20 protein-coding genes are annotated in these 21,044 nt (G+C 72.6%); 10 read left to right on the top strand and 10 right to left on the bottom strand.

The genetic code is table 11. The annotated features are described in order from the left end of the window. The first annotated feature begins 29 nt into the window (after window positions 1–29). On the top strand, window positions 30–1,646 hold the full coding sequence (locus M6I34_RS13815) for a winged helix-turn-helix domain-containing protein (RefSeq protein WP_272486260.1): 1,617 nt from the start codon (window positions 30–32) through the stop codon (window positions 1,644–1,646). A 60-nt stretch (window positions 1,647–1,706) separates the two neighbouring features. Here the strand turns inward: M6I34_RS13815 and M6I34_RS13810 are convergent, their stop codons facing one another. Further along, window positions 1,707–2,066 carry a group I truncated hemoglobin gene (locus M6I34_RS13810; RefSeq protein ID WP_272486259.1) on the bottom strand — a complete coding sequence of 120 codons (360 nt, stop codon included), beginning with the start codon at window positions 2,064–2,066 and terminating at the stop codon, window positions 1,707–1,709. Between the two features lie 15 nt (window positions 2,067–2,081). After that, complete coding sequence (locus tag M6I34_RS13805) at window positions 2,082–2,330, bottom strand: hypothetical protein (protein ID WP_272486258.1); 249 nt, start codon at window positions 2,328–2,330, stop codon at window positions 2,082–2,084. Between the two features lie 224 nt (window positions 2,331–2,554). Between M6I34_RS13805 and M6I34_RS13800 the strand changes: the two genes are divergently transcribed. From M6I34_RS13800 to sorU, 4 genes are all read left to right on the top strand, one after another. Then, the gene (locus tag M6I34_RS13800; protein WP_272486257.1) at window positions 2,555–5,701 is read left to right on the top strand and encodes an ATP-binding protein; all 3,147 of its coding nucleotides are present in this window, start codon (window positions 2,555–2,557) and stop codon (window positions 5,699–5,701) included. 120 nt (window positions 5,702–5,821) lie between these two features. Next, window positions 5,822–6,343 (top strand): barstar family protein, encoded by a 522-nt coding sequence (locus M6I34_RS13795; protein ID WP_272486256.1) that lies wholly within the window; start codon window positions 5,822–5,824, stop codon window positions 6,341–6,343. Beyond that, window positions 6,340–7,572, top strand: coding sequence for a SorT family sulfite dehydrogenase catalytic subunit (gene sorT, locus M6I34_RS13790; protein ID WP_272486255.1), 1,233 nt, complete (start codon window positions 6,340–6,342; stop codon window positions 7,570–7,572). The genes M6I34_RS13795 and sorT overlap by 4 nt, the downstream gene beginning before the upstream one ends. Continuing rightward, on the top strand, window positions 7,569–7,880 hold the full coding sequence (gene sorU, locus M6I34_RS13785; RefSeq protein ID WP_272486254.1) for a SorU family sulfite dehydrogenase c-type cytochrome subunit: 312 nt from the start codon (window positions 7,569–7,571) through the stop codon (window positions 7,878–7,880). The genes sorT and sorU overlap by 4 nt, the downstream gene beginning before the upstream one ends. Before the next feature lie 5 nt (window positions 7,881–7,885). Here sorU and M6I34_RS13780 read toward each other — a convergent pair whose 3' ends face one another. The 4 genes from M6I34_RS13780 to M6I34_RS13765 all read right to left on the bottom strand — a co-directional run bounded on the left by M6I34_RS13780 (window position 7,886) and on the right by M6I34_RS13765 (window position 12,234). After that, window positions 7,886–9,568 carry an FAD-dependent oxidoreductase gene (locus M6I34_RS13780; RefSeq protein ID WP_272486253.1) on the bottom strand — a complete coding sequence of 561 codons (1,683 nt, stop codon included), beginning with the start codon at window positions 9,566–9,568 and terminating at the stop codon, window positions 7,886–7,888. 190 nt (window positions 9,569–9,758) lie between these two features. Continuing rightward, entirely contained in the window at window positions 9,759–10,178 is a 420-nt protein-coding gene (locus M6I34_RS13775) for a GFA family protein (RefSeq protein WP_272486252.1), read from the bottom strand. A 102-nt stretch (window positions 10,179–10,280) separates the two neighbouring features. After that, complete coding sequence (locus M6I34_RS13770) at window positions 10,281–11,330, bottom strand: hydroxyacid dehydrogenase (protein ID WP_272486251.1); 1,050 nt, start codon at window positions 11,328–11,330, stop codon at window positions 10,281–10,283. A 37-nt stretch (window positions 11,331–11,367) separates the two neighbouring features. Beyond that, on the bottom strand, window positions 11,368–12,234 hold the full coding sequence (locus tag M6I34_RS13765; protein ID WP_272486250.1) for a fumarylacetoacetate hydrolase family protein: 867 nt from the start codon (window positions 12,232–12,234) through the stop codon (window positions 11,368–11,370). Window positions 12,235–12,269: 35 nt separating this feature from the next. Between M6I34_RS13765 and M6I34_RS13760 the strand changes: the two genes are divergently transcribed. The 5 genes from M6I34_RS13760 to M6I34_RS13740 all read left to right on the top strand — a co-directional run bounded on the left by M6I34_RS13760 (window position 12,270) and on the right by M6I34_RS13740 (window position 17,309). Further along, the gene (locus M6I34_RS13760) at window positions 12,270–12,983 is read left to right on the top strand and encodes a FadR/GntR family transcriptional regulator (RefSeq protein WP_272486249.1); all 714 of its coding nucleotides are present in this window, start codon (window positions 12,270–12,272) and stop codon (window positions 12,981–12,983) included. A gap of 117 nt (window positions 12,984–13,100) precedes the next feature. Beyond that, on the top strand, window positions 13,101–14,084 hold the full coding sequence (locus M6I34_RS13755) for a Bug family tripartite tricarboxylate transporter substrate binding protein (RefSeq protein ID WP_272486248.1): 984 nt from the start codon (window positions 13,101–13,103) through the stop codon (window positions 14,082–14,084). A 4-nt stretch (window positions 14,085–14,088) separates the two neighbouring features. Beyond that, on the top strand, window positions 14,089–14,541 hold the full coding sequence (locus tag M6I34_RS13750; protein ID WP_272486247.1) for a (2Fe-2S)-binding protein: 453 nt from the start codon (window positions 14,089–14,091) through the stop codon (window positions 14,539–14,541). 26 nt (window positions 14,542–14,567) lie between these two features. Then, the gene (locus tag M6I34_RS13745) at window positions 14,568–16,565 is read left to right on the top strand and encodes a xanthine dehydrogenase family protein molybdopterin-binding subunit (RefSeq protein WP_272486246.1); all 1,998 of its coding nucleotides are present in this window, start codon (window positions 14,568–14,570) and stop codon (window positions 16,563–16,565) included. 33 nt (window positions 16,566–16,598) lie between these two features. Continuing rightward, the gene (locus M6I34_RS13740; RefSeq protein ID WP_272486245.1) at window positions 16,599–17,309 is read left to right on the top strand and encodes a molybdate ABC transporter substrate-binding protein; all 711 of its coding nucleotides are present in this window, start codon (window positions 16,599–16,601) and stop codon (window positions 17,307–17,309) included. A gap of 69 nt (window positions 17,310–17,378) precedes the next feature. On the opposite strand, the gene M6I34_RS13735 is transcribed toward M6I34_RS13740, so the two are convergent. The 4 genes from M6I34_RS13735 to M6I34_RS13720 form a co-directional block, all read right to left on the bottom strand. Next, the gene (locus tag M6I34_RS13735) at window positions 17,379–17,861 is read right to left on the bottom strand and encodes a YbaK/EbsC family protein (protein ID WP_272486244.1); all 483 of its coding nucleotides are present in this window, start codon (window positions 17,859–17,861) and stop codon (window positions 17,379–17,381) included. An 8-nt stretch (window positions 17,862–17,869) separates the two neighbouring features. After that, window positions 17,870–18,979: a cytochrome-c peroxidase gene (locus M6I34_RS13730; protein WP_272486243.1), complete on the bottom strand. Its 1,110-nt coding sequence runs from the start codon at window positions 18,977–18,979 to the stop codon at window positions 17,870–17,872. Between the two features lie 161 nt (window positions 18,980–19,140). Next, on the bottom strand, window positions 19,141–19,479 hold the full coding sequence (locus M6I34_RS13725; protein WP_272486242.1) for a hypothetical protein: 339 nt from the start codon (window positions 19,477–19,479) through the stop codon (window positions 19,141–19,143). Window positions 19,480–19,561: 82 nt separating this feature from the next. Next, window positions 19,562–20,959, bottom strand: a complete 1,398-nt coding sequence (locus tag M6I34_RS13720) for an alpha/beta fold hydrolase (protein WP_272486241.1) — start codon at window positions 20,957–20,959, stop codon at window positions 19,562–19,564. Window positions 20,960–21,044 lie beyond the last annotated feature (85 nt).

Raw genomic sequence — 21,044 nt, 5'->3', positions numbered from 1 at the left:
CGCGCACGACGACACGACACCGGATCCCGATGAACGCGCCGCGCAACCCACGCCAGATCGTCTTCAGCCCCGACTTCGCCGGCGCGCAGCAGGCCGACGGCACGACGATCCGCTTCACCCGGTCCGAGGCGCGGATCCTGCAGCGGCTCGCCAGGCAACCCGGCCGCCTGGTCAGCCGCGACCAGCTGCTCGACGCCGTTTCGGAGGCGGGGTCGGACAAGGGCGACCGGGTCATCGACTATCTGGTGAGCCGGATACGGCGCAAGCTCGCCGACGATTCGCAGGACCCGCGGTTCATCGCGACCCGGTACGGCGAGGGCTACCTGTGGCTGGGCGACGCGCCCGCCGACGAGGTACCCGCCGCCGACTTCGTGGTCGGCCCGCTGCGCGGGCTCGACAACATCGGCGAGCACGCCGGGCCGGCGCGCGAGTTCGCGTACGAGATCTTCCGCGACGTGCAACAGGAGCTCGGTCCCGAGCAGACCGTGGCCTTCGCGCCGGAAGCGGGGCTGCCCCCCGCCGGACTGCAATCGGCCCGTGCGGCGATCGAGCTGACCTTCTTCAGCGAGGCCGGCGCGGTCGAGTGCATCCTTGCCGCCCGGGCGCAGCCCGGCGGCGCGCTGCTGGCGGTGTTCCGGCAGGCGGTGGACGGAAGCGACGGCCACGCAGGGCTGCGCCGCGCCGCAAGCGAACTGGCGCCCCGTCTGGTGGCCCGGATCTGGCGATCGCTCGTCTCGCTCGACACCGCCGCGCCCTTGCCGGTCGCGATGCACGAGGCGGCCGGCCTGCCGGCCGGCGCGCCCGGATCCTGGGAGCGCAACGATCGGCGCCTGAAGGCGCTGCGCGAGGAAGACCCGGACGACGACGCGTTGAAGCTCCTCTACGCGACGCACCTGCACGCGAAGTACATCCTTCGCGGCATGCAGATCTTCCTCGACGACGGGCACGACACCCGGCCGGACGAGGACGAGATCGAACGGCTGGTGCTGGACGCGCTGCCCTTCGCGCAGCGCAGCCCCGCGCACACGATCATGGCGGCGAAGCTGCTCTTCTTCCTGGACCGCGGCTACGGCGATCTCGCGATGCGGATGGCCGAGGAAGGCCTGCGCGGGAGCACCGAGATCGCCTCGTCGCTCGCCATCGTGGGGCAGATGCGCGCCTTCGCGGGCCGGACCGAGGACGCGCTGCGCAGCCTGTCGCAGGCGATCGCGCTCAGCGACTATGGCTCCGAGTTCCACGTCTACACGCTGGTCATGAAGTGCCAGGCCCTGGCCGGCGCGGGCGACTGGGCCGAACTGGCCCGGGCGCGCAAGGAACTCTACGCAGTGCGCCCGGCCACCACGATCGTCTTCGAGCCGCTGTTCACCGATCCGCAGCGGCCGTCGCTCAAGGCGCGGGCGCTGACGCTCGCGCTGTCGCGGGCGCGGGCGCGCGCCGCGCTGATGCACTACCACTACGTGTCGGCGCGGCTGTTCCGGCAGCCCGAGCACCGCGAGAACGTCTTGCGCGCGCCATTGCGGCTGTTCGTCGGTCGCTTCGGCGAGTCGGTGGTCCCCGACACGCTGCGAGCAAGCAGGTCCGCCTCCGTGCCGGCCGCCTCCACCTATGCTGACGGCGCCACCGGGCGGGGCGCACGATCACCGTGACCTGCCGGGTGACCCGGCCGTCCGGGTTCGCTTCCGCTGAAGCCGCGGCGCACGGATCGCTCACTGTCTGAGCACTTCGTCCTTGAGCGAGTACAGGATCGCGACGACCTCGTCCGTCTCGGGCCGCGCCACGCCGTGCGAGGCGAGGGCGGCGACGATGTCGTCGATCGTCGCGACGAACTCCTGCTCGCTGACGTTCATGCCGGCGTGCGCGGTCCGCAAGTCCCGGCCCTCGTATTCCTGGGGCCCGCCGATCCCCGCGCAGAAGAACTGGGTGCCGATCTTCTTCAGGCGGGGCAGGTCCTTGCCCCGAAAACGGGGGGCGAGCACCGGGTTCACAGCATGGCGGTCGATCGATTCGTCGACGATCGCGCCGATCCGCTCGGCGCCGCCCAGGCGCTGGTAGAGGGTGTCTCCCATTTCGGCCTCCGTGCTTCAGTGACGCAGGTGGGAGAGCCACGAGGCGTACTCCGCGTCGCCGGCGCGGTCCCGGAACCACGAGGCGTACTCTGCCTCGCCAGCGCTCCCCGCGTGCAGGGTCGGGCCACCGTCGTGAAGCGCCCGCAGGATCAGCGCCGAGGCGGCGCCCATCGCGTCGACGAGCTCCGGCGTGACCGGCTCGGCGAGGGTCAGCGTCGCCCCCCGCCCTCGCGGGGTCGAGAAAGTGATCTGTCGATGGCTCATGATCATCTCCTTTGGTTGGCCCTGGGCGGCCACGCTGCGCGAAGGCGTTGGCGGCCTGCCCTGGAAAAAGCATGCTCGGGGCACCGTTCCCGAATCGTTCCCGCCGATCTCGCCAGCGTCTCCGTCCGCTCGCGCGCTCGCTCGATCGCGGCCGGCTCGCCCCTTGTCGCCCGGCCACGCGGGGAGGAAACTGTCGCCCTACCCCCTCAATCAGGGAGGGCGGCATGGACGGCCGTGACGACGGGATCCGGATCCGCTTGCTCGGAGACTTCCGGCTGGCGATCGATGGCGCCGAGTTGCCGCCGCAGCGATGGCCCAACCGCCGGGCCGCGCAGCTCGTGCAGCTGCTGAGCCTGGCTCCCGGCAGGCGCCTGCCCCGCGAGCAGGCGATCGACGCGCTGTGGCCGCAGCTCGACGCCGAGGCGGGCGGCGCCAACCTGCGCAAGGCGGCCCACCACGCGCGCCAGGCGATCGGCCGCGCGGATGCGGTCGTGCTGCAGGGCGGGCAGGTGAGCCTGTGCCCGTCGTCGTCGGTCGAGGTCGACGCCGCGCGCTTCGAGGCGCTGGCCGACGCCGCGCTCGCGGCGGCCGATCCCGTCGCATGCGCCGCGGCCGCCGACGCCTGGTCCGGCGAGCTGCTGCCGGATTCGCCCTATGAGCCCTGGGCCGAAGCCGCGCGCGTTCGCCTGCGGGCGCGCTACCTGGAACTGCTGCGCGCGAGCGGGCAGTGGGAACGGCTGGCCGAAGTCGAGCCCACCGACGAGCCGGCTCACCGGGCGCTGATGCACCGCGAACTGGCCGCCGGCAACCGGCCGGCCGCGATCCGCTGGTACTTCCGCCTGCGCCGGGCGCTGCAGCGCTCGCTCGGCGTGCCACCGGACCGCGACACCGAGGCGCTCTACGAGGAGTGCGTGGCCGGCCTGCACCCGCCCGGACCGGCCTTCGTCGGCCGGCAGGCCGAGCTGGTGCGCGCCACCGCATGGCTGGCCGCGCCCGACCGCGAGCGCGCCGGCGGCCTGGTCGTGCGCGGCCCCGGCGGCATCGGCAAGTCGGCCTTCTGCGCGCAGCTGGCCGGCCTCGCGCGCGAGCGGGGCTGGACGGTGGTCGAGGCCGACGCTGCCCAGGCCCGGGCGCCCTACGCGGTGACGGTCGCGACGGTCGAGCGCCTGCTGCTCGACGACCGCTCGCTGCTCGACCGGATCGGCGCGCCGGCCCGCTCGGTGCTGGCGATGCTCTCCGACCTCGCCGCGCCCGCCGCCGCCCTGCCGGGGCCGCTCGGGCGGCACCAGGTGATCGGCGCGTTCCGGAGGCTTCTGCTGGCCGCTTCCGGCGGCAGGCCCGTCGCGCTGGTCGTCGACGATGCCCAGCAGGTCGACGAGGCCGACGCCGATCTGCTGCTGCAGTTGGCGGTGACCGGCCGCCCGGTTCACCTGGTGCTCGGCCTGCGCCAGCCCGCGCCGGCCCCCGCGCTGGCGGCCGGCCTGACCCGGCTGCTAAGGAGCCGACACCTCGAAGCGATCGACCTCGGCCCATTGCCCGACGACGACGCGGCCGAACTGGTCGCGCAGGCGACCCGCGGGTCGCTGGCCGGCGAGCTGGCGCAGCGTGTGCTCGGGCTGGCCGAGGGCAATCCGTTCGCGGCGATCGAGCTGGCGCGCTGCGCCGACGCCGGCGCAGGGCTGCCCGATAGCACCCGCGACGCGATCGCCGAGCGCCTGTGCGACGTCGACGAGGCGGCGATGCCGCTTCTCGAGCGGCTCGCGCTGGTCGCCGACGCCTTCGACGCGCCCACGGCAGCGGCGCTGGCCGACGGCGACGATTCGCGCGCCGGCTCGCTGCTCGATTCCGCGCTCGACGCCGGCGTGCTGGTCGTGTCCGGCATGCAGTACCGCTTCCGGCAGGAGCTGGTTCGCCAGGCGCTGGTCGAACGGGTGGCGCCGCACCGGCGCCTTCGCATCCACCGGGATGCGGCCCGGCAGCTGTCCGACCACGGCGCGCCGCCGCCGCTCGTCGCGCAGCAGTGGCTCGCGGGGGGCAGCCCCGCCGAGGCCGCCCGCTGGCTGCTCGCCGCGGCGCGCGACGCGGTCCGGCTCGCCGCCTACGGCGATGTGCTGAAGCATCTCGGGCCGCTGCTCGAGTTCGAGCCCGGCCATGCCGAGGCTCTCAGGCTGCGGGCCGAGGCGCTCGAGGCGATCGGCGACCCGGCCGCCGTGGCCGCCTACCGGGCCGCCGCCGACGCGGCCGGCGGACAGGACTGGCACGAGCTTCGCGCCAAGGGCGCGCTCGCCCAGGTCAAGCAGGGCGACCCGGCCGGCGGGCTGGCCTCACTGGAAGGCGTGCATCCGGTCACCGTCGAAGGCCGGCTGTGCGAGGCCCTGGCGTACAGCGGCGCAGCGGCCCTGGGCTTCGGCGACCCGGCCGTCGGCACCCGCAAGGCCGCCGCCGCGCGCAGGCTGGCACTGCAGAGCGGCGACACCGCGTCGATCGTGGTGGCCTCCTGGGCTCAGGCCGCCGCCGCGCACGCCCGCGGCGAGCTGCACGGCAGCGTCTGGGCCGACCTGCTGGAGACCCGCGACGTGCCGGGCCTTGCGGTGCGCGTGTTCGACGGCCACCTGTGCATGACGCAGCGGTTCCTGTACGGCGCGCGCCCGTACCCGCAGGTGATCGAGTTCGCCGACTCGATCGCCGACGAGGCGCGCAGGCTCGGCGCGGCGCGCGGCCAGGCCTTCGGCGTCACGCTTCGCGGCGAGGCGGAGCTGCTGGCCGGCGACCTCGACGCCGCCGACGAGCACCTGAAGATCGGCGGCGCCCTGCACCGGCGCTTCGGCGGCGCGGTCGGCGAGGCCCTGTCGCTGCAGCGGCGCGCGGAGCTCGCGCTCGAGCGCGGCCGGCGCGGCGAAGCCGCCGACCTGCTCGACGAGGCGCTCGACCTGGCCAGGCAGACCGACATCGGCTTCCACCTGTTCGACCGGATCTACGGCACCCGCCTGCGCCTCGCCACCGACCCCGAGGCCGGCCTGGCCGCGCTGGAGGACGCGCAGCAGTCGGTGCGCGGCCTGCTGGAGACCTGCCCCGGTTGCCGGATCACCTTCGCGGTGCCGGCAGCGATCGCAGCGGCGCGGGCCCGCGAACTGGACCTCGCCGAGCGCTACGGCGAGTCCTGCGAGTACCTGGCCAACGTGGTGATGCGGCTGCCCGCATGGCATGCCGCGCTCGAGGAGGTGCGGGGGCACCTGTCGGAAGCACGCGGCGAAAGGCGATCGGCCGCCGCCGGACGCTTCGCGGCCGCTGCCCGCGGCTTCCGTGCCGCCGGCCATCGGCTCGACGCCGAGCGCTGCGAGCGGCTCGCCTCGGGGCGCGCCGATTCGTGACCGGCGGCGGGTGACCGCGGCGTGATGCCCATGGTGCGCGACGCACGGCGCGCACCGCCCGAGCATTGATCCAGTCCGATTGCCGCCCGGAGCGGATTCGGCTTGCATTCCGGGAAATGTTTGACACGAATCAATTTGAAGGCAACTATCGTCTTCATGGGAAAACTTGCCGAACGCCTGGCAGACGAGAAGCGCACGGGCGTCTACCGAACCGAGGTGACCGAGGCGCTCGAGGAGGCGGCCGGGATCGTCGGTCTGCCGATCGTGCGCGTCGACCTGCGTGACAGCTCCGCGGACCGTCTGCTGGCCGATTGCGCGCAGGCGGCGGTCGCGCGCCCGCTGGCCGGCTGGGACGCCGTCGCCGCCGCGCTGGCGGATCCGGCCTGGACGCCGCCGCCGGGGCGCGTCCTGCTGATCGAAGGCTTCGAGGAACTGCTCGACGACGGTGCCGGTTCGCTCGAGCCGTTGGTGGCCGCACTGGACTCGGCGGCCGCGCAGCACCGCCTTCGCGGCGAGCGCTTCTTCGCCGTGTTTCTCGACCCGGGCCGGCGAGTCGCCCTCGACCCGCTCTACGACCGGCGCCGGCTCGCTTCCACGACCGTGCCCGCCCACGCTGTTGAAGACCAAGGAGGAGACACATGAGCACCGAAGACAGGATCGTGCCGACCGAAGACGGACCGGTGAACATCGTACGTCGCCACTGGTTGGCGGCCGGCGCGGCCGGCGCCGCAGCCGGCCTGAGCGGCTGGGCCCCTGCCAGCCTGGCGCAGGGCCAGGCCGCCAAGCCGTTGCCGCCCGTTGCGTCGTTCAAGAAGGCCGACGCGATGATCGTGCACAGCGCGAACGGCGTGGAGACCCGGCGCGACGCGTTCGGCACGAGCGGCATCACCGACACCGACCGGCTGTTCCTTCGCAACAACCTCGCCGCGCCGAACGCTTCGATCGTCGAGAACCCCGACGCCTGGAAGATCCAGATCGAAGGCGTCACCAGCCCTGCCACGCTCACGGTGGAAGACCTCAAGCGGATGGGCCTGGCCACCGTGGCGATGGTGCTGCAGTGCTCCGGCAACGGCCGGGCCTTCTTCAAGCACAAGGCCTCGGGCTCGCAGTGGGCGGTCGGCGCGGCCGGCAACGTGCTGTGGAGCGGCGTGCCGGTCAAGGACGTCGTCGCGGCGCTGGGCGGCGTGCGCGAAGGCATGCGCTACATGACCAGCACCGGCGGCGAAACGATCCCGCCCGGCCTGGACCGGAACCGCGTCATCGTCGAGCGCTCGGTTCCCTGGACCGCGATGGAAGACGCGATCCTGGCGTGGGAGTTGAACGGTGCGCCGCTGCCGCTGGCGCACGGCGGCCCGCTGCGGGTGATCATTCCCGGCTACTACGGCGTGAACAACGTCAAGTACGTGAACCGGCTGGCGTTCACCGTCGACGAAACGTCGGCGAACATCCAGAAGTCGGGCTATCGCGTCCGCGACATCGGCAAGAAGGGCGACCCCACGCAGCCGTCGATGTGGGAGATGAACCTCAAGTCCTTCGTCACCCATCCGTCGGCGAACGGCGAAAAGCTGCGCGCCGGCCTGGTGCAGGTGACAGGCGTGGCCTTCTCCGGAGGCAGCCCGGTCAGGAACGTCGAGGTTTCGGTCGACGGCGGCAAGACCTGGCTGGCCGCGCAGTTCGTCGGCCCGCACATGGGTCGCTACGCGTGGCGCCAGTTCGTGGCGCAGGTGAACCTGCCGGCCGGCCAGTACACGATCACCAGCCGGGCGATCGCCGCCGACGGCAGCACGCAGCCCGAGCTGCGGGTCGAGAACGAGCGCGGCTACGCGCACAACGGCTGGCGCGATCACGCCCTGACGGTGACCGTGGCATGAAGTCGGTGACGGGGATCCTGCCGGCAGTGCTGCTGGCCCTTCCGGTCCTCGCCGGCGCGAACGACCTGGGCAAGGAAGTGTTCACCGCCAAGGCCACGCCGCCTTGCGCGGTGTGCCACACGCTGGCGGCTGCCGGCGCCACCGGCGAGGTCGGCCCTTCGCTGGACGAGCTCAAGCCCTCGAAGACGCAGATCCTCGAGGCGGTCAGGACCGGCGTCGGCGTGATGCCGCGCTACACCGGTCTGCTGACCGAGGAGCAGATCCAGGCGGTCGCCGAGTTCGTCCACAAGGCGACCGGCGGGAACTGAAGGCCCTACCCCGGGGCGGCCGCGTGCCGCCCCGCGACGTACCCGAACACCAGCGCCGGCCCCAGCGTGATGCCCGGGCCCGGATAGGCGCCGTTCATCACCGACTCCATGTCGTTGCCGCACACGTAAAGGCCGGGGATTGGCGTGCCGTCGGCCGCCAGCGCCCGCGCCGACGCGTCGGCCACCACGCCGGCCGCCATGCCGAGGTCGGCAGGCCGCACCGCCACCGCGTAGAACGGCGCCTGCTCGATCGGCGCGACGCAGGGATTCGGCCGCCGGTCGCCGTCGCCCAGGTGGCGCTGGTAGATGTCGGACCCGCGGCCGAACTCGGTGTCCAGGCCCTCGCGGGCGTCCGCGTTGAAGCCCTGCACCGTCTCCTCGAGCGCATCGGGCGGCACGCCGATCTCGCGGGCCAGTTCGGCCAGCGTGCCGGCCCGCTTCAGGTAGCCGCTGCGCACGGCGCCCCAGGTCGACAGCGAGAAGGGCTTCACGCTGCCCAGGCCGTACTTCCACAGGAAGCGTCGGTCGCAGACCAGCCAGGCGGGCAAGGCATCGGGCCCCGCCTTCAGCTGGCGCAGCACGAACTCGTGATAGGACACCGCCTCGTTGACGAAGCGTCGCCCCCGCTTGTCCACCGCGATGACGCCAGGCTTGCCGCGGTCGGTGACCGTGTGCGGGAACACGGCGGGCGAGCCGTCGGGCCGGCTGAAGGTCGAGGCCGGCACCCAGAATCCCTGGCGCGCGCCGGCGGCGGCGCTCAGCCGCGCGCCCGCCGCCTGCGCGAGGGCCGCGCCGCTCGACGCCGCGCCCGATCGCACGGTGGCCGACAGCGCGTCGATGCCGGCCGGCATGTACCGGGGGCGCAGCGACGCGTCGTGCGAGATGCCGCCGCAGGCGAGGATCACCGCCCGCGCCCGCACCTGGTCGCGCCGGCCGCCGTGCTCGATCTCGACGCCGGTCACGCCCCCCTCGCTCGTCAGCAGCCGCGTGACCGAGGTGCCGATGCGCAGCTCCACGCCGAGCTCGCGCACCGATTTCAGCAGGCGGGCGGCCAGCGCGTTGCCGAGGTACAGCGTCGTGCCTCGCGGCGCGCGCAGCCGCTGCAGCGCGTAGCGCCCGACCAGCTTCGCGACGTGCCAGGCCGAGGCCGCCGAGCGCCCCATCCGCCTGAGATGCGGGATGTCGCTGCGGCTGATCATCATGCCGCCGAACAGCATGAACTCGGGCAGCGGCGGGCGCAGCAGCGCGAAGGCCGGGCCCAGCTCCGACGCGTCGAAAGGCACCGGCTCGAGCACCCTGCCGCCGGCGGTCGCGCCGGGCTGGTCGGGGTAGTAGTCCGGATAGGTCTTCACCGGCTGCAGCCGGACCGAGGTCTTCGCCTCCAGGTAGCGGATCGCCTCGGGCCCGCGTTCGAGGAAGGCCTCGAGCGTGCGCGTGTCGTCGAGCGGCGGCATCGTGCTGCGCAGGTACGCGCGCGCTTCGTCGAGGCTGTCCGGCATGCCGGCCTCGGTCATGATGGGGTTGGCGGGCACCCACACCATGCCGCCCGAGATCGCGGTGGTGCCGCCGACCTGCCTGGCGTGCTCGACCAGCAGCACGCGCCGGCCTTCGGCCGCGGCGACGGCGGCAGCGGTCATGCCGGCGGCGCCGGCGCCGATGACGACGATGTCGAAGGTCTCCGTGCTCATCCGGTGCATTTTTATCGGGGCCGCTGCGGCGCGCAGGCTCGCGACCGGCCGGCAGCGGACAGTCTAGGGCCGCCCTGTTCCGGGCAACACTAGGAGATTCCGACTGCGCCTATCGGCGCGCCTTATAGCCCGGCACGCCGGGCGGCGCGCGGCGCGCGGTGCGCGGTGCGCGGCGCGAGCTAGCCGGAGCCTAGGCCGACGGCGGCGGATTCTGCGGAAAGTGCGGGATGCCTTCCGGTTGCGCGACCCAGGACTGGGCCGACTCGCACCAGATGCTCGCGACCGGCTTCACCCACGAGGCGTCGTCGAGCGTGCCGGCCTTGAGCCAGTCCAGCTGGGGCGTGGCCGTGACATCGGAAAAGATCGGCGAGCCGCAGGTCGAGCAGAAATGCCGGTAGACCGGCAAGCCGCTGCTGCCCCGGTCCTCGAAGATCGCCGGCTTGGCGCCGGTGAACTCGAGGGAACCCTTGGGGATCGCGATGTTGATCGAGAACGCGCTCCCTGACTGCCGCTGGCAGTGCGTGCAGTTGCAGATTGCCGCCATGACCGGCGACGCACTGGACGTGTACCTGACTGCGCCGCACAGGCAGGCGCCGGCGATCTGGGGCATGTCGGTCTCCCGGAGAGTCGAGCCGCGCCGACCAGTAGAGCACAGGCACGCAGCCGCAACAATCCCCGGCTCCGGCTGCAGGGGGCTCCGGTTGCGGGAGGCTCAGGCCCCGGGCCTGCGGCCGAAGGCCTGCGCATACCGCTCCCGGAAGCGCTCCCACACCTCCGGATTGACCAGTCGCGGCGGGCGCAGGCCGGCGAGCAGCTCGACGACCTGGTCCGCAGCCATCGCGGCCACGTTTCGCCTGCCCTCGTGCGACACGCCGGCCGTGTGGAAGGTGGCCACCACTTTCGGCAGCGCCAGCAGCGGGTGCTCGAGCGGCGGCGGCTCCTCGTCCCACACGTCGAGCCCCGCGCCGGCGAGATGCCCCGAGCGCAACGAGTCGGCGAGCGCGGCCTCGTCGTGGATGCCGCCGCGTGCGGTGCTCACGAAGATCGCGCCGGGCTTCATTGCCGCGAAGCGCCTCGCGTCCATCATGCCGCGGGTGGCCTCGTCGAGCGGGCAGTGCACCGACACGACGTCGGCCTGCTTCACCAGCGTGTCGAGGTCCGCCGGCTCGGCGCCGCGCGCGCGGATCTCGTCGGCCGGCAGCAGCGGATCGACCGCCAGCACCCGCATGCCGAAGGCCCGCGCCAGCGCCGCCACCCTGCGGCCGATGTGGCCGATGCCGACCAGCCCGAGCGTCTTGCCGCCGATGTCGTGGCCCATCAGCGACTCGCGCGAGAAGCCGCGCTCGCTGCGCAGCTTGCGGTCGGACTCGGCGATGCGGCGCGACACCGCGAGCATCAGGCCGATCGTCATCTCGGCCACCGCGGCGGCGTTGCCGCCCGCCTGGTTGACCACCGCCACGCCCGCCCGGGTGCAGGCATCGACGTCCACCGTGTCGTAGCCGGCGCCGCCCGAGGACACCGCGAGCAGCCGCGGGCAGCGGGCGAGGAGGGCCTCGCCGACCTGCCACTGCGCGGGCAGCTCGTTGCGGGCGGCCGACACCTGGTAGACGTGGGCGCGTTCGAGCGCCGCCCAGGCGGCCGACGCGTCCCCATTCAGCGCCGCGACCTCCAGCGCGACGTCGGGCTCGCGCGCGAGCCGTTCGTCGAAGACGGGATCGATCCAGAGGTCGAACCGGACGACTCGCTTCACTGCTCGGTCCATCGTCGCCACCTCTGACTGTTCCCGCTCGGCAGGTCGCTCACTCGAACCGGTTGCTCAGCGTCCCGATGCCGTCGATCTCGATGCGCACCACGTCGCCGGTCTGCAGCCAGCGCGGCGGGGTCAGGCCCATGCCGACGCCGGCCGGCGTGCCGGTGGCGATCACGTCGCCCGGATACAGCGTGATGCCCCGCGACACCGTCTCGATCAGGGTCGGGATGTTGAAGATCAGGTCGACGGTGCGGCCGTCCTGGCGCAGCTCGTCGTTGACCCAGCAGCGCACCCGCGTGTCGGTGCCGTCGAGCTCGTCGGCGGTCACGATCCACGGGCCCATCGGGCAAAAGGTGTCGAAGCTCTTGCCCATGTCCCACTGCTGGTGGCGCATCTGCACGTCGCGCGCCGTCACGTCGTTGACGATCGTCCAGCCGAACACGTGCGACAGCGCGTCGGCGCGCGAGATGTTCTTGCCGCCCTTGCCGATCACCACGGCGAGCTCGGCCTCGTAGTCGATCTGGGAGGACACCGCGGCGCCGGGCAGCCGCACCGTGTCGTCCGGGCCGATCACGCACTCGGGCACCTTGGTGAACACGATCGGCCACTGGTCGACGGCCTTGGCGCTGTCCTTGAACACGGTCTCGCGCAGCTCCTTCGCGTGCGCGTGGTAGTTGCGGCCCACGCACCACAGGTTGCGACGCGGGCGCGGCAGCGGCGCCTCGAGCTTCACGTCGGCCAGCGCAACGGTGGCGCCGGTCGCCTCGGGCAGGCCGTCCCCGCCGGCGGCGCGCTCGATCAGCGGCAGCGCGCCGCGCTCGGCGTCGGCGAGTTCGAAGGCGGTGACGGACTTGCCGTCGGCGGAGACCAGGCCGACCTGGCGGCGGCCCTGGTGGAGGTAGGTGGCGATGCGCAAGATGGACTCCCGGTTCTGCACGAATTCGAGCCCAAATGGTACCATTCGCAACCAATCCAGCAACCGATCCGGCCACGATGGACCCCGCCGCCGCCCTGAGGGATTCGATCCTCGAGAAGCTCGCCAGCGGCACGTGGCGAGCCGGCCAGCGGCTGCCCACCGAGCGCGCGCTCGGCGAGCAGTTCGGGATCGGCCGTTCCACGGTCCGACGGGTGCTGCTGGAATTGAAGCGCCAGCGCCTGATCACCCAGACGGTCGGCAGCGGCACCTACGTGACCGACGAGGCGCCGCAACTGCTGTCGGCGCTGCAGCGAAAGGCCGCGGCGCATACGACCAGCCCCGCCGAACTGATGGCCGCGCGACTCGTGCTCGAGCCGGCGATCGTCGAGATGGTGATCGGCAACGCCACGGCCGCCGACTTCGCCCGGATGGACGAATGCAACGCGAAGGCCGAGGCGGCCGCCTCGCTCGAGGAGTTCGAGCGCTGGGACGGCGCGTTGCACGAAGCGATCGCCGACGCCGCCCACAACAGCTTCATCGCCAGCGTGTTCAGGCTGATGAACCAGGTCCGCGCGCAGGGGGAGTGGGGCGTGCTGAAGCGCCGCAGCGCCACGCCGGAGCGGCGGGCCGAATACCAGCGCGAGCACCGCGCGCTGGTGGCCGCGCTCAAGCGGCGCGATGCCGAGAAGGCGCGCGAACTGTGCCTCGCGCATCTGCGTCGGGTGCGGGCCAACATGCTCGGCGACTGAGCGTCCCGCGGCCAGCGAGGCTGCCCGCGATTGACCGCAGGCGGCATGGTCGCTAAATTGGCCCCCGAAGCAAGCCACATTGAACCAATTCATACCAATCAGCTTCTGGAGACCGGCATGACCGCAACCCTCACCCGTCGTTCCGTGCTGTGCGCCGTCGGCGCCGCCGTGCTGGCCTGCTCCGCGCTTCCCGCGCAGGCGCAGGAATGGCCCAGCCGCCCCGTCAAGGTCGTCGTTCCCTTCGCGGCCGGCGGCCCGGCCGACGTCTACGGCCGCTACGTCGCGCAGAAGCTGCAGGAAGCGCTCGGGCAGTCCTTCGTGGTCGAGAACAAGCCGGGCGGCGGCGCGGTCATCGGCACCGACCTGGTCGCCAAGAGCGATCCCGACGGGTACACGCTGCTGGTGATGTCGAACACCCACACTGTCAACGAGTCGCTGCTGCAGAACAAGCCGTATCAGCTGATGCGCGACTTCACCGGCATCGCCCCGCTCAACGCCTCCGACCTGGTGCTCGTGGCGCGCGCCGGGTTGCCGCACAACACACTTGCCGACCTGATCAAGGACGCCAAGGCCAAGCCAGACGGCATGACCTACGCCTCGTCGGGCCCGGGCACGCCGTACCACATGGCCGGCGAGCTCTTCAAGGCGATGGCCAGCGTGAAGATCGTGCACGTGCCGTACAAGGGCAGCAGCAACGCGCGCACCGATGTGCTGGGCGGGCAGGTCGACATGATGTTCGACGCGATCCCGACCATGAGCGAGCACGCGAAGAGCGGCAAGGTGAAGGCGCTGGCGGTGAGCGGCAAGACGCGCTCGCCGATCCTGCCCGACGTGCCCACCGTGTCCGAGGCCGGCGTGCCGGGCTACGAGGCCACGATCTGGCTGGGCGTGATGGCGCCGAAGGGCACGCCCGAGGCGATCGTCAAGCGGCTCAACGCCGAGATCGCGAAGATCACCTCGAGCGAGGAAACCCGCAAGGCCTGGGCCTCGCGCGGTGCGGTCGCGATGACGATGGGCGTCGACGAGTTCGACCGCTACCTGAACGACGACATCGCGAAGTGGGCGAAGGTGGTCGAGATCTCCGGCGCCCGGGCGAAGTGATCGGGTGAGCGAGCGCGTTTCGCTTCGGGTCAACGGCCGGACCGTCCAGGTCGATGCGGCGGCCGACACGCCGCTGCTGCACGTTCTGCGCGAGTCGCTCGGCCTGGTCGGCGCTCGTTTCGGCTGCGGCGAGGGCGCCTGCGGCGCTTGCCGGGTACTGGTCGACGGCCGCTCGCAGACCGCCTGCGACCTGCCGCTGTGGGCGGTCGAGGGCAGGGAGATCACGACCGTCGAAGGACTCGACCCGGCGCTCGCCGAGGCCTTCGAGGCCGAGCAGGCCGCGCAGTGCGGCTACTGCAGCGCCGGCATGCTGATCGGCGCCGCGGCCTTGCTTCGCGAGACGCCGCGGCCCGATGCCGGACAGGTGATCGCCGCGCTCGACGACCACCTGTGCCGCTGCGGCGCGCACCCCCGCATCGTCCGCGCCGTGCTCAGGGCGGCCGGCGCGACCGGCTGAGGCGCGCCGGCACGGAAGGCACACCGATGAGACTCGAGTTCCTGGAAGACGGCGCCGTGCAGGTGCGGCTCGGCAAGGTCGAGCTGGGCCAGGGCATCCTGACCGCGCTCGCGCAGATCGCGGCCGACGAGCTCGGCCTGCCGCTCGAGCGCGTCCGCATCGTCGAAGCCGACACCCGGCACGGGCCCGACGAAGGCGTGACCTCGGGCAGCCTGTCGGTGCAGGACGCCGGCGCCGCGCTGCGCGCCGAATGCGCGCAGGCCCGCGAAGCGCGCGGCCTGCAGGCGGCCGCCCCGCCCGCCGCGATGGGCCGCTCGGTGCCCCGCCTCGACCTGCCCGGGAAGTTCCGCGGGCGGCCCGCCTTCATCCACGACCTGGCCTCGCCCGGCATGCTGCACGGCCGCGTGCTGCATCCGCCGCGCCCCGACGGCCGGCTGGTCGATGCCGACCTGGACGCGGCCCGCGCAGTAGCCGGCGTGGTGCTGGTGCACCGCGACGGCAACCTGCTGGGCCTGCTCGCAGAGAACAGCGCCGCGGCCGACAAGGCGATCGCGCGACTGGCCGACAGCGCCCGCTGGGCGAACGACGAGCCCTGGCTCGACGAGCGCACGGCGCTCGACGCGATGCAGCGTTGGCCTGCGCGGACCACGGTCGTCGACGAGCGCGGCACACCTGCCGCCGCAGGCGGCGGCGCCCATGCCGATGGGCACGGGCTTCACGTCGATGGAGGCGGCCTTCGCGTCGATTCCTCGACGCCGGCGCGCACCCTGCGCGCGCGCTATCGCAAGCCCTGGATCGCGCATGCGTCGATCGCGCCATGCTGCGCGCTCGCGCAGTGGCATGGCGACGCGCTCGAGGTCTGGACGCACAGCCAGGGCATCTTCAATCTGCGCCGCGACCTGGCGCAGGCCTTCTGCCTGGACCCCGACGCGGTCCGGGTGCGCCACGCGCAGGGCGCGGGCTGCTACGGCCACAACGGTGCCGACGACGTCGCCTTCGACGCGGCCTGGCTCGCGCGGGCGGCGCAGGGCCGGCCGGTGCGCATGCTGTGGCGACGCGAAGACGAGCTGAGCCGCGCGCCGCTCGGCCCCGGCATGGTCGTGGAGCTCGAGGCCGACCTCGACGACGACGGCGCGGTGCGCCACTGGCGGCACGCCGTGTGGAGCCAGGGGCACAGCAACCGGCCCGGGCGCAGCCCGACGCCGGCGCTGCTGGGCAGCTGGCAGACCGGCCGGCCCTTCGAGCGGCCCGCCTCGATCAACATGCCGCTCGCGGTCGGCGGCGGCGCCGAGCGCAACGCGGTGCCGGGCTACGCGCTGCCGGCCTGGCGCATCGTCAGCCACCTGGTCGAGCTGCCCGCGCCGCGAAGCTCGGCGCTGCGCTCGCTCGGCGCCTTCGGCAACGTCTTCGCGCTCGAGAGTTTCGTCGACGAGCTGGCGCACGCCACCGGCGACGATCCGCTCGGGTGGCGGCGCAGGCATCTCGGCCACGACCCGCGCGGTCTCGCCGTGCTGGAGGCCGCGGCGGCGCGCGCCGGCTGGGGCGCGCCGCTCGGCGCCGAAGGCCTCGGCCGCGGCATCGGCTATGCGCGTTACAAGAACACCGGCGCCTGGTGCGCGGTGGTCGCCGAGGTCGAGGCCGCCGAGCGGCTGCGGGTACGCCGGCTAGACATCGCGGTCGACGTCGGCCTGGCGGTCAACCCCGACGGCGTCGTCGCGCAGATCGAGGGCGGCGCGATCCAGGCCACCAGCTGGGCGCTGAAGGAAGCGGTGCGCTTCGGCGCCGACGGCATGGCCGTGAAGCGCTGGGACGACTACCCGATCCTGAAGTTCTCCGAGGTGCCGGAGATCGACGTGCACGTCCTGCCTTCGGAGGCGCCTTCGCTCGGCGCCGGCGAAGCCTCGCTCGGCCCGACCGTCGCGGCGATCGCCAACGCGCTGTTCGACGCGCTCGGCGTGCGGGTGCGCGAGCTGCCGCTGAGCCCGGAGAACATCGTCGCCGCGATCCACGCTTCATCCGACTGACTCGAGCATCATCCGACAGGGACGACCGACACCATGACCACCAAGACCCTGAACATCCTCTGCGCGGGCGCCGCCCAGGGCCTCGTGAAGGCACTGCAGCCCAAGCTCGCCGCGCAGGCCGATGCGACGATCGCGGGCCGTTTCGGCGCGGTCGGCGCGATGAAGGAAGCCCTGCTCGCCGGCGAGCCCTGCGACCTGATGGTGGTCACCGACAAGATGATCGGCGAGCTGGCGGCGGCCGGCGCGCTGATCGGCGATACCCGGCGCCCGCTCGGCCGGGTGCGCACCGGCATCGCGGTGCGCAGCGGCGAGCCGCGGCCCGACGTGTCCACGCCCGAGGCCCTGCGCGCGGCCCTGCTCTCGGCCGACGCGATCTACTTCCCGGACCCCGAGCGCGCGACCGCCGGCATCCACTTCGCCAACGTGATGCGCGAGCTGGGCATCCACGAGCAGCTCGCGCCGCGTTTCCGCGCGTTCCCGAACGGCGCCACCGCGATGCGCGAGCTGGCCGCGCAGGCGGCGCCGCGGCTGATCGGCTGCACCCAGATCACAGAGATCAACTACACCGAGGGCGTGGACCTGGTCGGGGCGCTGCCGCAACGCTTCGAGCTGGCCACGGTCTACTCGGCGGCGGTGTCCGCGACCGCGAAGGACCCGGCGCTCGCGGCGCTCTTCCTCGACATGCTCGCCGGCGACGCGTCGCGCGAGCTGCGCGCTGCGGGCGGCTTCGAGTTCGACGCCTGAGCCGCGAGGCCCGGGCGGCCCCGCCGTCCGCGCCGCGAGCGCCCGCCGCCGCGCGCGTCGTGCCGAGCATCACTGCCTCACATCGGCCCAGTCCGCGCCGGTCAGGCCGCGCAATTGCGCCGGGGTCAGCGGAAACACCGAGTACGGTGTCCCGGCCGCGGCCCACACCGTCTCGAATCGCTGCAGGTCCCGGTCGAGCAGCAGCCTGACCGCCCGGGCATGCCCGAGCGGCGCCACGCCGCCGATCGCGTAGCCGGTCGCTTCGCGCACGAAGTCGGCGTCCGCCCGCCCCAGAGGCTCGCCGACCAGCGAGGCGACCTTGGCCTCGCTGACCCGGTTGTCGCCGCTCGCCACCACCACGATCGCCTGCCCGCTCTCCTTGCCCCGGAACACGATCGACTTCGCGATCTCTGCCACCGAGCAGCCGATCGCGGCGGCGGCCTCGGCGCTGGTTCGGGTGGGTTGCTCGAACTCGACGACGCGGGCTTCGATGCCGGCGTCGCGCAGCAGCTGCGCGGTGCGCAGGGCGGTCGGGTGTTGAGCGGGCTTCATCGACGAGCTCAGCGACTGGCGGAAGCACGATCGCGGCGGCGATCGGCCGGCTTCCAGCCGTCGGTCAGCGTGTGCAGGAAAGCCACGATGTCGTCGACCTCCCGCGCGCTCAGCCCAAGCTTGCCCAGTTCGTCGGAGTTCACGTTGGCCACCATCTCGGGACGCGGCCAGCAGCCCAGACGCAGGGCCTCGCGCTCGGGGACGAACTCCTGCGCACAGCGCGGCTTGACGTCGCGCGTGTTGTAGAAGTCGACCACGGCGCGCAGCGACTCGAAGTAGCCGTTGTGCATGTAAGGCGCGGTCAGCGCCACATTGCGAACGGTCGGGACCTTGAACTTGCCGTATTCGCCCGCCTTGCCGACGACGCCGCCGAGACCGCGGTCCACGTAGGCCTGCCCCGCCGGGTTGTGCTCGGCCGCCAGGCGGTAGAACGGATTGGCCGGGTTCTTCGGCACGCCCAGATTGTCGTAAGTGAAGTCGGTGCCGAGCCCGCCCCGGCCGTCTTCGCCCCTGGCCACCGGGTGACATGCGGCGCAGTTGCCCTTGTCTTCCCGCTCGAAGAGCCGCAGGCCGCGCAGCTCCTGCGCCGACAGCCGGGCGCGACCGGCCAGGAAGGCGTCGTACTTCGAGGAGAACGGACTGAACGCGGCGGTTCTCTGCCACGCCGCGATCGCCTCCGCGACGCGCTCGTAGGCCTTGCCGGGATCGGCGAGGGCATCGCGCCCGAAGACTTCGACGAACAGCGGCGCATAGGAGGCCGCGCGCACCTTCTCCACCACCTGGGCGGCGCTCTCGTTGGCCATCTCCAGCGGATTCAGGAAGGGCTCCTTCGCCTGCGCCTCGAGCGTGGCGGCGCGACCGTCCCAGAACTGGCCACCCACGTAGTGCCCTTCGGCCTCGTCGTAGTGGAACGCCGGGCTGAAAGCCATGTAGGCCGCGGTCGGCGTATTGCGGTCGCCGAAGCGCCCCGGGAGAACGCCCTTCGACGTCGGCGCGCTGCGGTCGGGATCGGCGAAGCCCGCCCCCGCCGCGTGGCAGGTCGCGCAGGACTGGCCGGGCGGGTTCGACAGGTTCGTGTCCTCGAACAGCAGCCTGCCGAGCCCAGCCTTCGCCGACACCACGCCGGGCTCCGGCGCGCTCGCACGCCCCTTCCGGGGCTCGCTCGCGTGACCGACTGTCGCCAGCACAGCCAGGAAGAGCCCCGCTGCGGCCAGCGCGGAACGCAACGACCCGACGCCTCGAAAGGCTCCCTCGCGTTTCCTCATGGCTTCTCTCTCAATCAAGCCTGCCACACTCCATACCCCGCCTCGCGCAGCGCCACCGCCAATTCGACTTCCATCTCGCAGGCAGCATCGTAGGGCATCGGGTTGTAGACCTCGTACAGCTCGGGCATCAGCCGCAGGCCGTAGTCCTTCACGAAGCGGTTCGCCTTGATGCCGGCCTTGTGGCGGTCGAAGCGCAGGTCGGGATCGAGCCCGGTCATGCCGACGTAGACGAAGGGCTTCCCGGGCAGGCAGCCCGGATTGGCCCGACGGAAGCGCGGCTCGCTCCAGACGCGCGCCGACAGCTCGACGACGTAGACGTGGTGGTGATGACGCGGTTCGCGGGGCGGTGCCATGGATTCGGGGCGCGTTCGACGCCCCGATCCTAAACCCGGTGCGCCCCGAAGGGCGCCGCCACGCCGAGCGCCGCAGGCCCCGCTATTTCCGCGGCGCGATCCGCTCGTGCAGCGGCGCCGGGCGGTAAGCGGGGTCGATCTTGCAGCCCTTGCCGTACTCGGACTCGAAGCGCTTGCAGCTCTCCGCGATGCCGGCGGGCGTGGGCTTCTCGCCCTTCTCGACCCATTTCACCAGCGCGTCGAAGGCCGCCACGTAGGTCGGGTCGCTCAGGTAGCTGTGCGCGGCGTGGTCGCTGTACACCTGCACCAGCCGCGACGCGGCGCCGGCGCGCTCCATCGTCTCGCGGAAGGCCGACTGGTTCTCGACGAAGATCGTCGGGTCGCCGATGCCGTGCACGCTGAGCACCGGCACGCCGATGCGCCCGCTCAGGTCGGTGTCGGCCGCCAGCTTCGCCACCGCCTGCGGGTCGGCGCGGTAGCGCAGCACGCCGGCGTTGAGCTTCGCGTCGTCGTCCGAGCCGCGGTACTTCACGCTCTCGTTGCCGAACGGGCTGCGCCCGCCGGTGCGGTTCAGCGCGATGTCCTGCATGTGCCAGGTCGCCCAGTTCATGTGCCCGATGACCGACGACTCGGGAATCCGGATCACGTCGACGATCGTCTTCAGCCTGCGCGCCTGCTCGGGGCTGCGCTGCGCGGCCGGCTTGCGAACGCCCAGGCACTCGTCGATCCGCGCGGCGAGCTCGGGTCGGGTCAGCTTGCTGTCGGCCGGCAGCCCCATCCACAGCGGGTACTGCGGCTCGTCGGCGCGCGGATGGTTGCCGCACAGGTACTGGTAGACGACCCGCAGATCGAGCCGGAAATCGTAGGCGCGGGTGCCGCCGGCCAGCACGCCGCTGGTCAGCAGCACCGCGTCGTAGGGCGAGCGCGCCGCATCGGCCGAATACATCTCGGCCCCCTTGGCCGCCACGTTGGCGCCCCACGACTGGCCGTGCAGAATCGTGCGCGTCGGCTTGCCCACGTGCTCGACGAAGATCCGCCGCACCCGTTCGGTGTCCTCGGCCGCGGCGCGCACTTCGACCCCGCCCTGCCGGAACACCGAGCCGGCCCACGCGTAGCCCGCCTTCACCGTGATCGCCCAGCGCTTGATGTCGGCGTCGGCGCGGCTTGCCTTGGGCTCGCCGAGCGTGGGGCCGCCGTGCGCGTGCACGACCAGCATCCGGTTCCAGTTCGCGGGCACCACGATCAGGTAGTGGGCGCCGGCCGAATCCTGCCCGCGCAGGCAGCGCGCGCCGGCGGGCACGCCTTCGGGGCAGGCCGCCGCAGCGGGCGCCTTCTCGCCGCTCGGCACCGGCAGCTGCGCGCAGGCCGACAGCAAGACGGCGAGCGCAACAGGCGCGGACACCCGCCGCGCCGCGGATGCGATGACCGGCAGTGTCCGCCGGGCGGCGCGGCGTGCATCGGGCGGGAACGGCGTGCGCATCGGAAAGTCTCCTCGGGGGTCCGGTTCGTCGTCGGTCGGCGGATCGTATCGGCGTGCAGGCAAGACTTCAAATATCCTGCAGCCC

This window comes from Zeimonas sediminis, from assembly GCF_023721795.1.
Taxonomy (GTDB): domain Bacteria; phylum Pseudomonadota; class Gammaproteobacteria; order Burkholderiales; family Burkholderiaceae_E; genus Zeimonas; species Zeimonas sediminis.
This window is presented reverse-complemented; position numbering and strand designations above follow the sequence as displayed.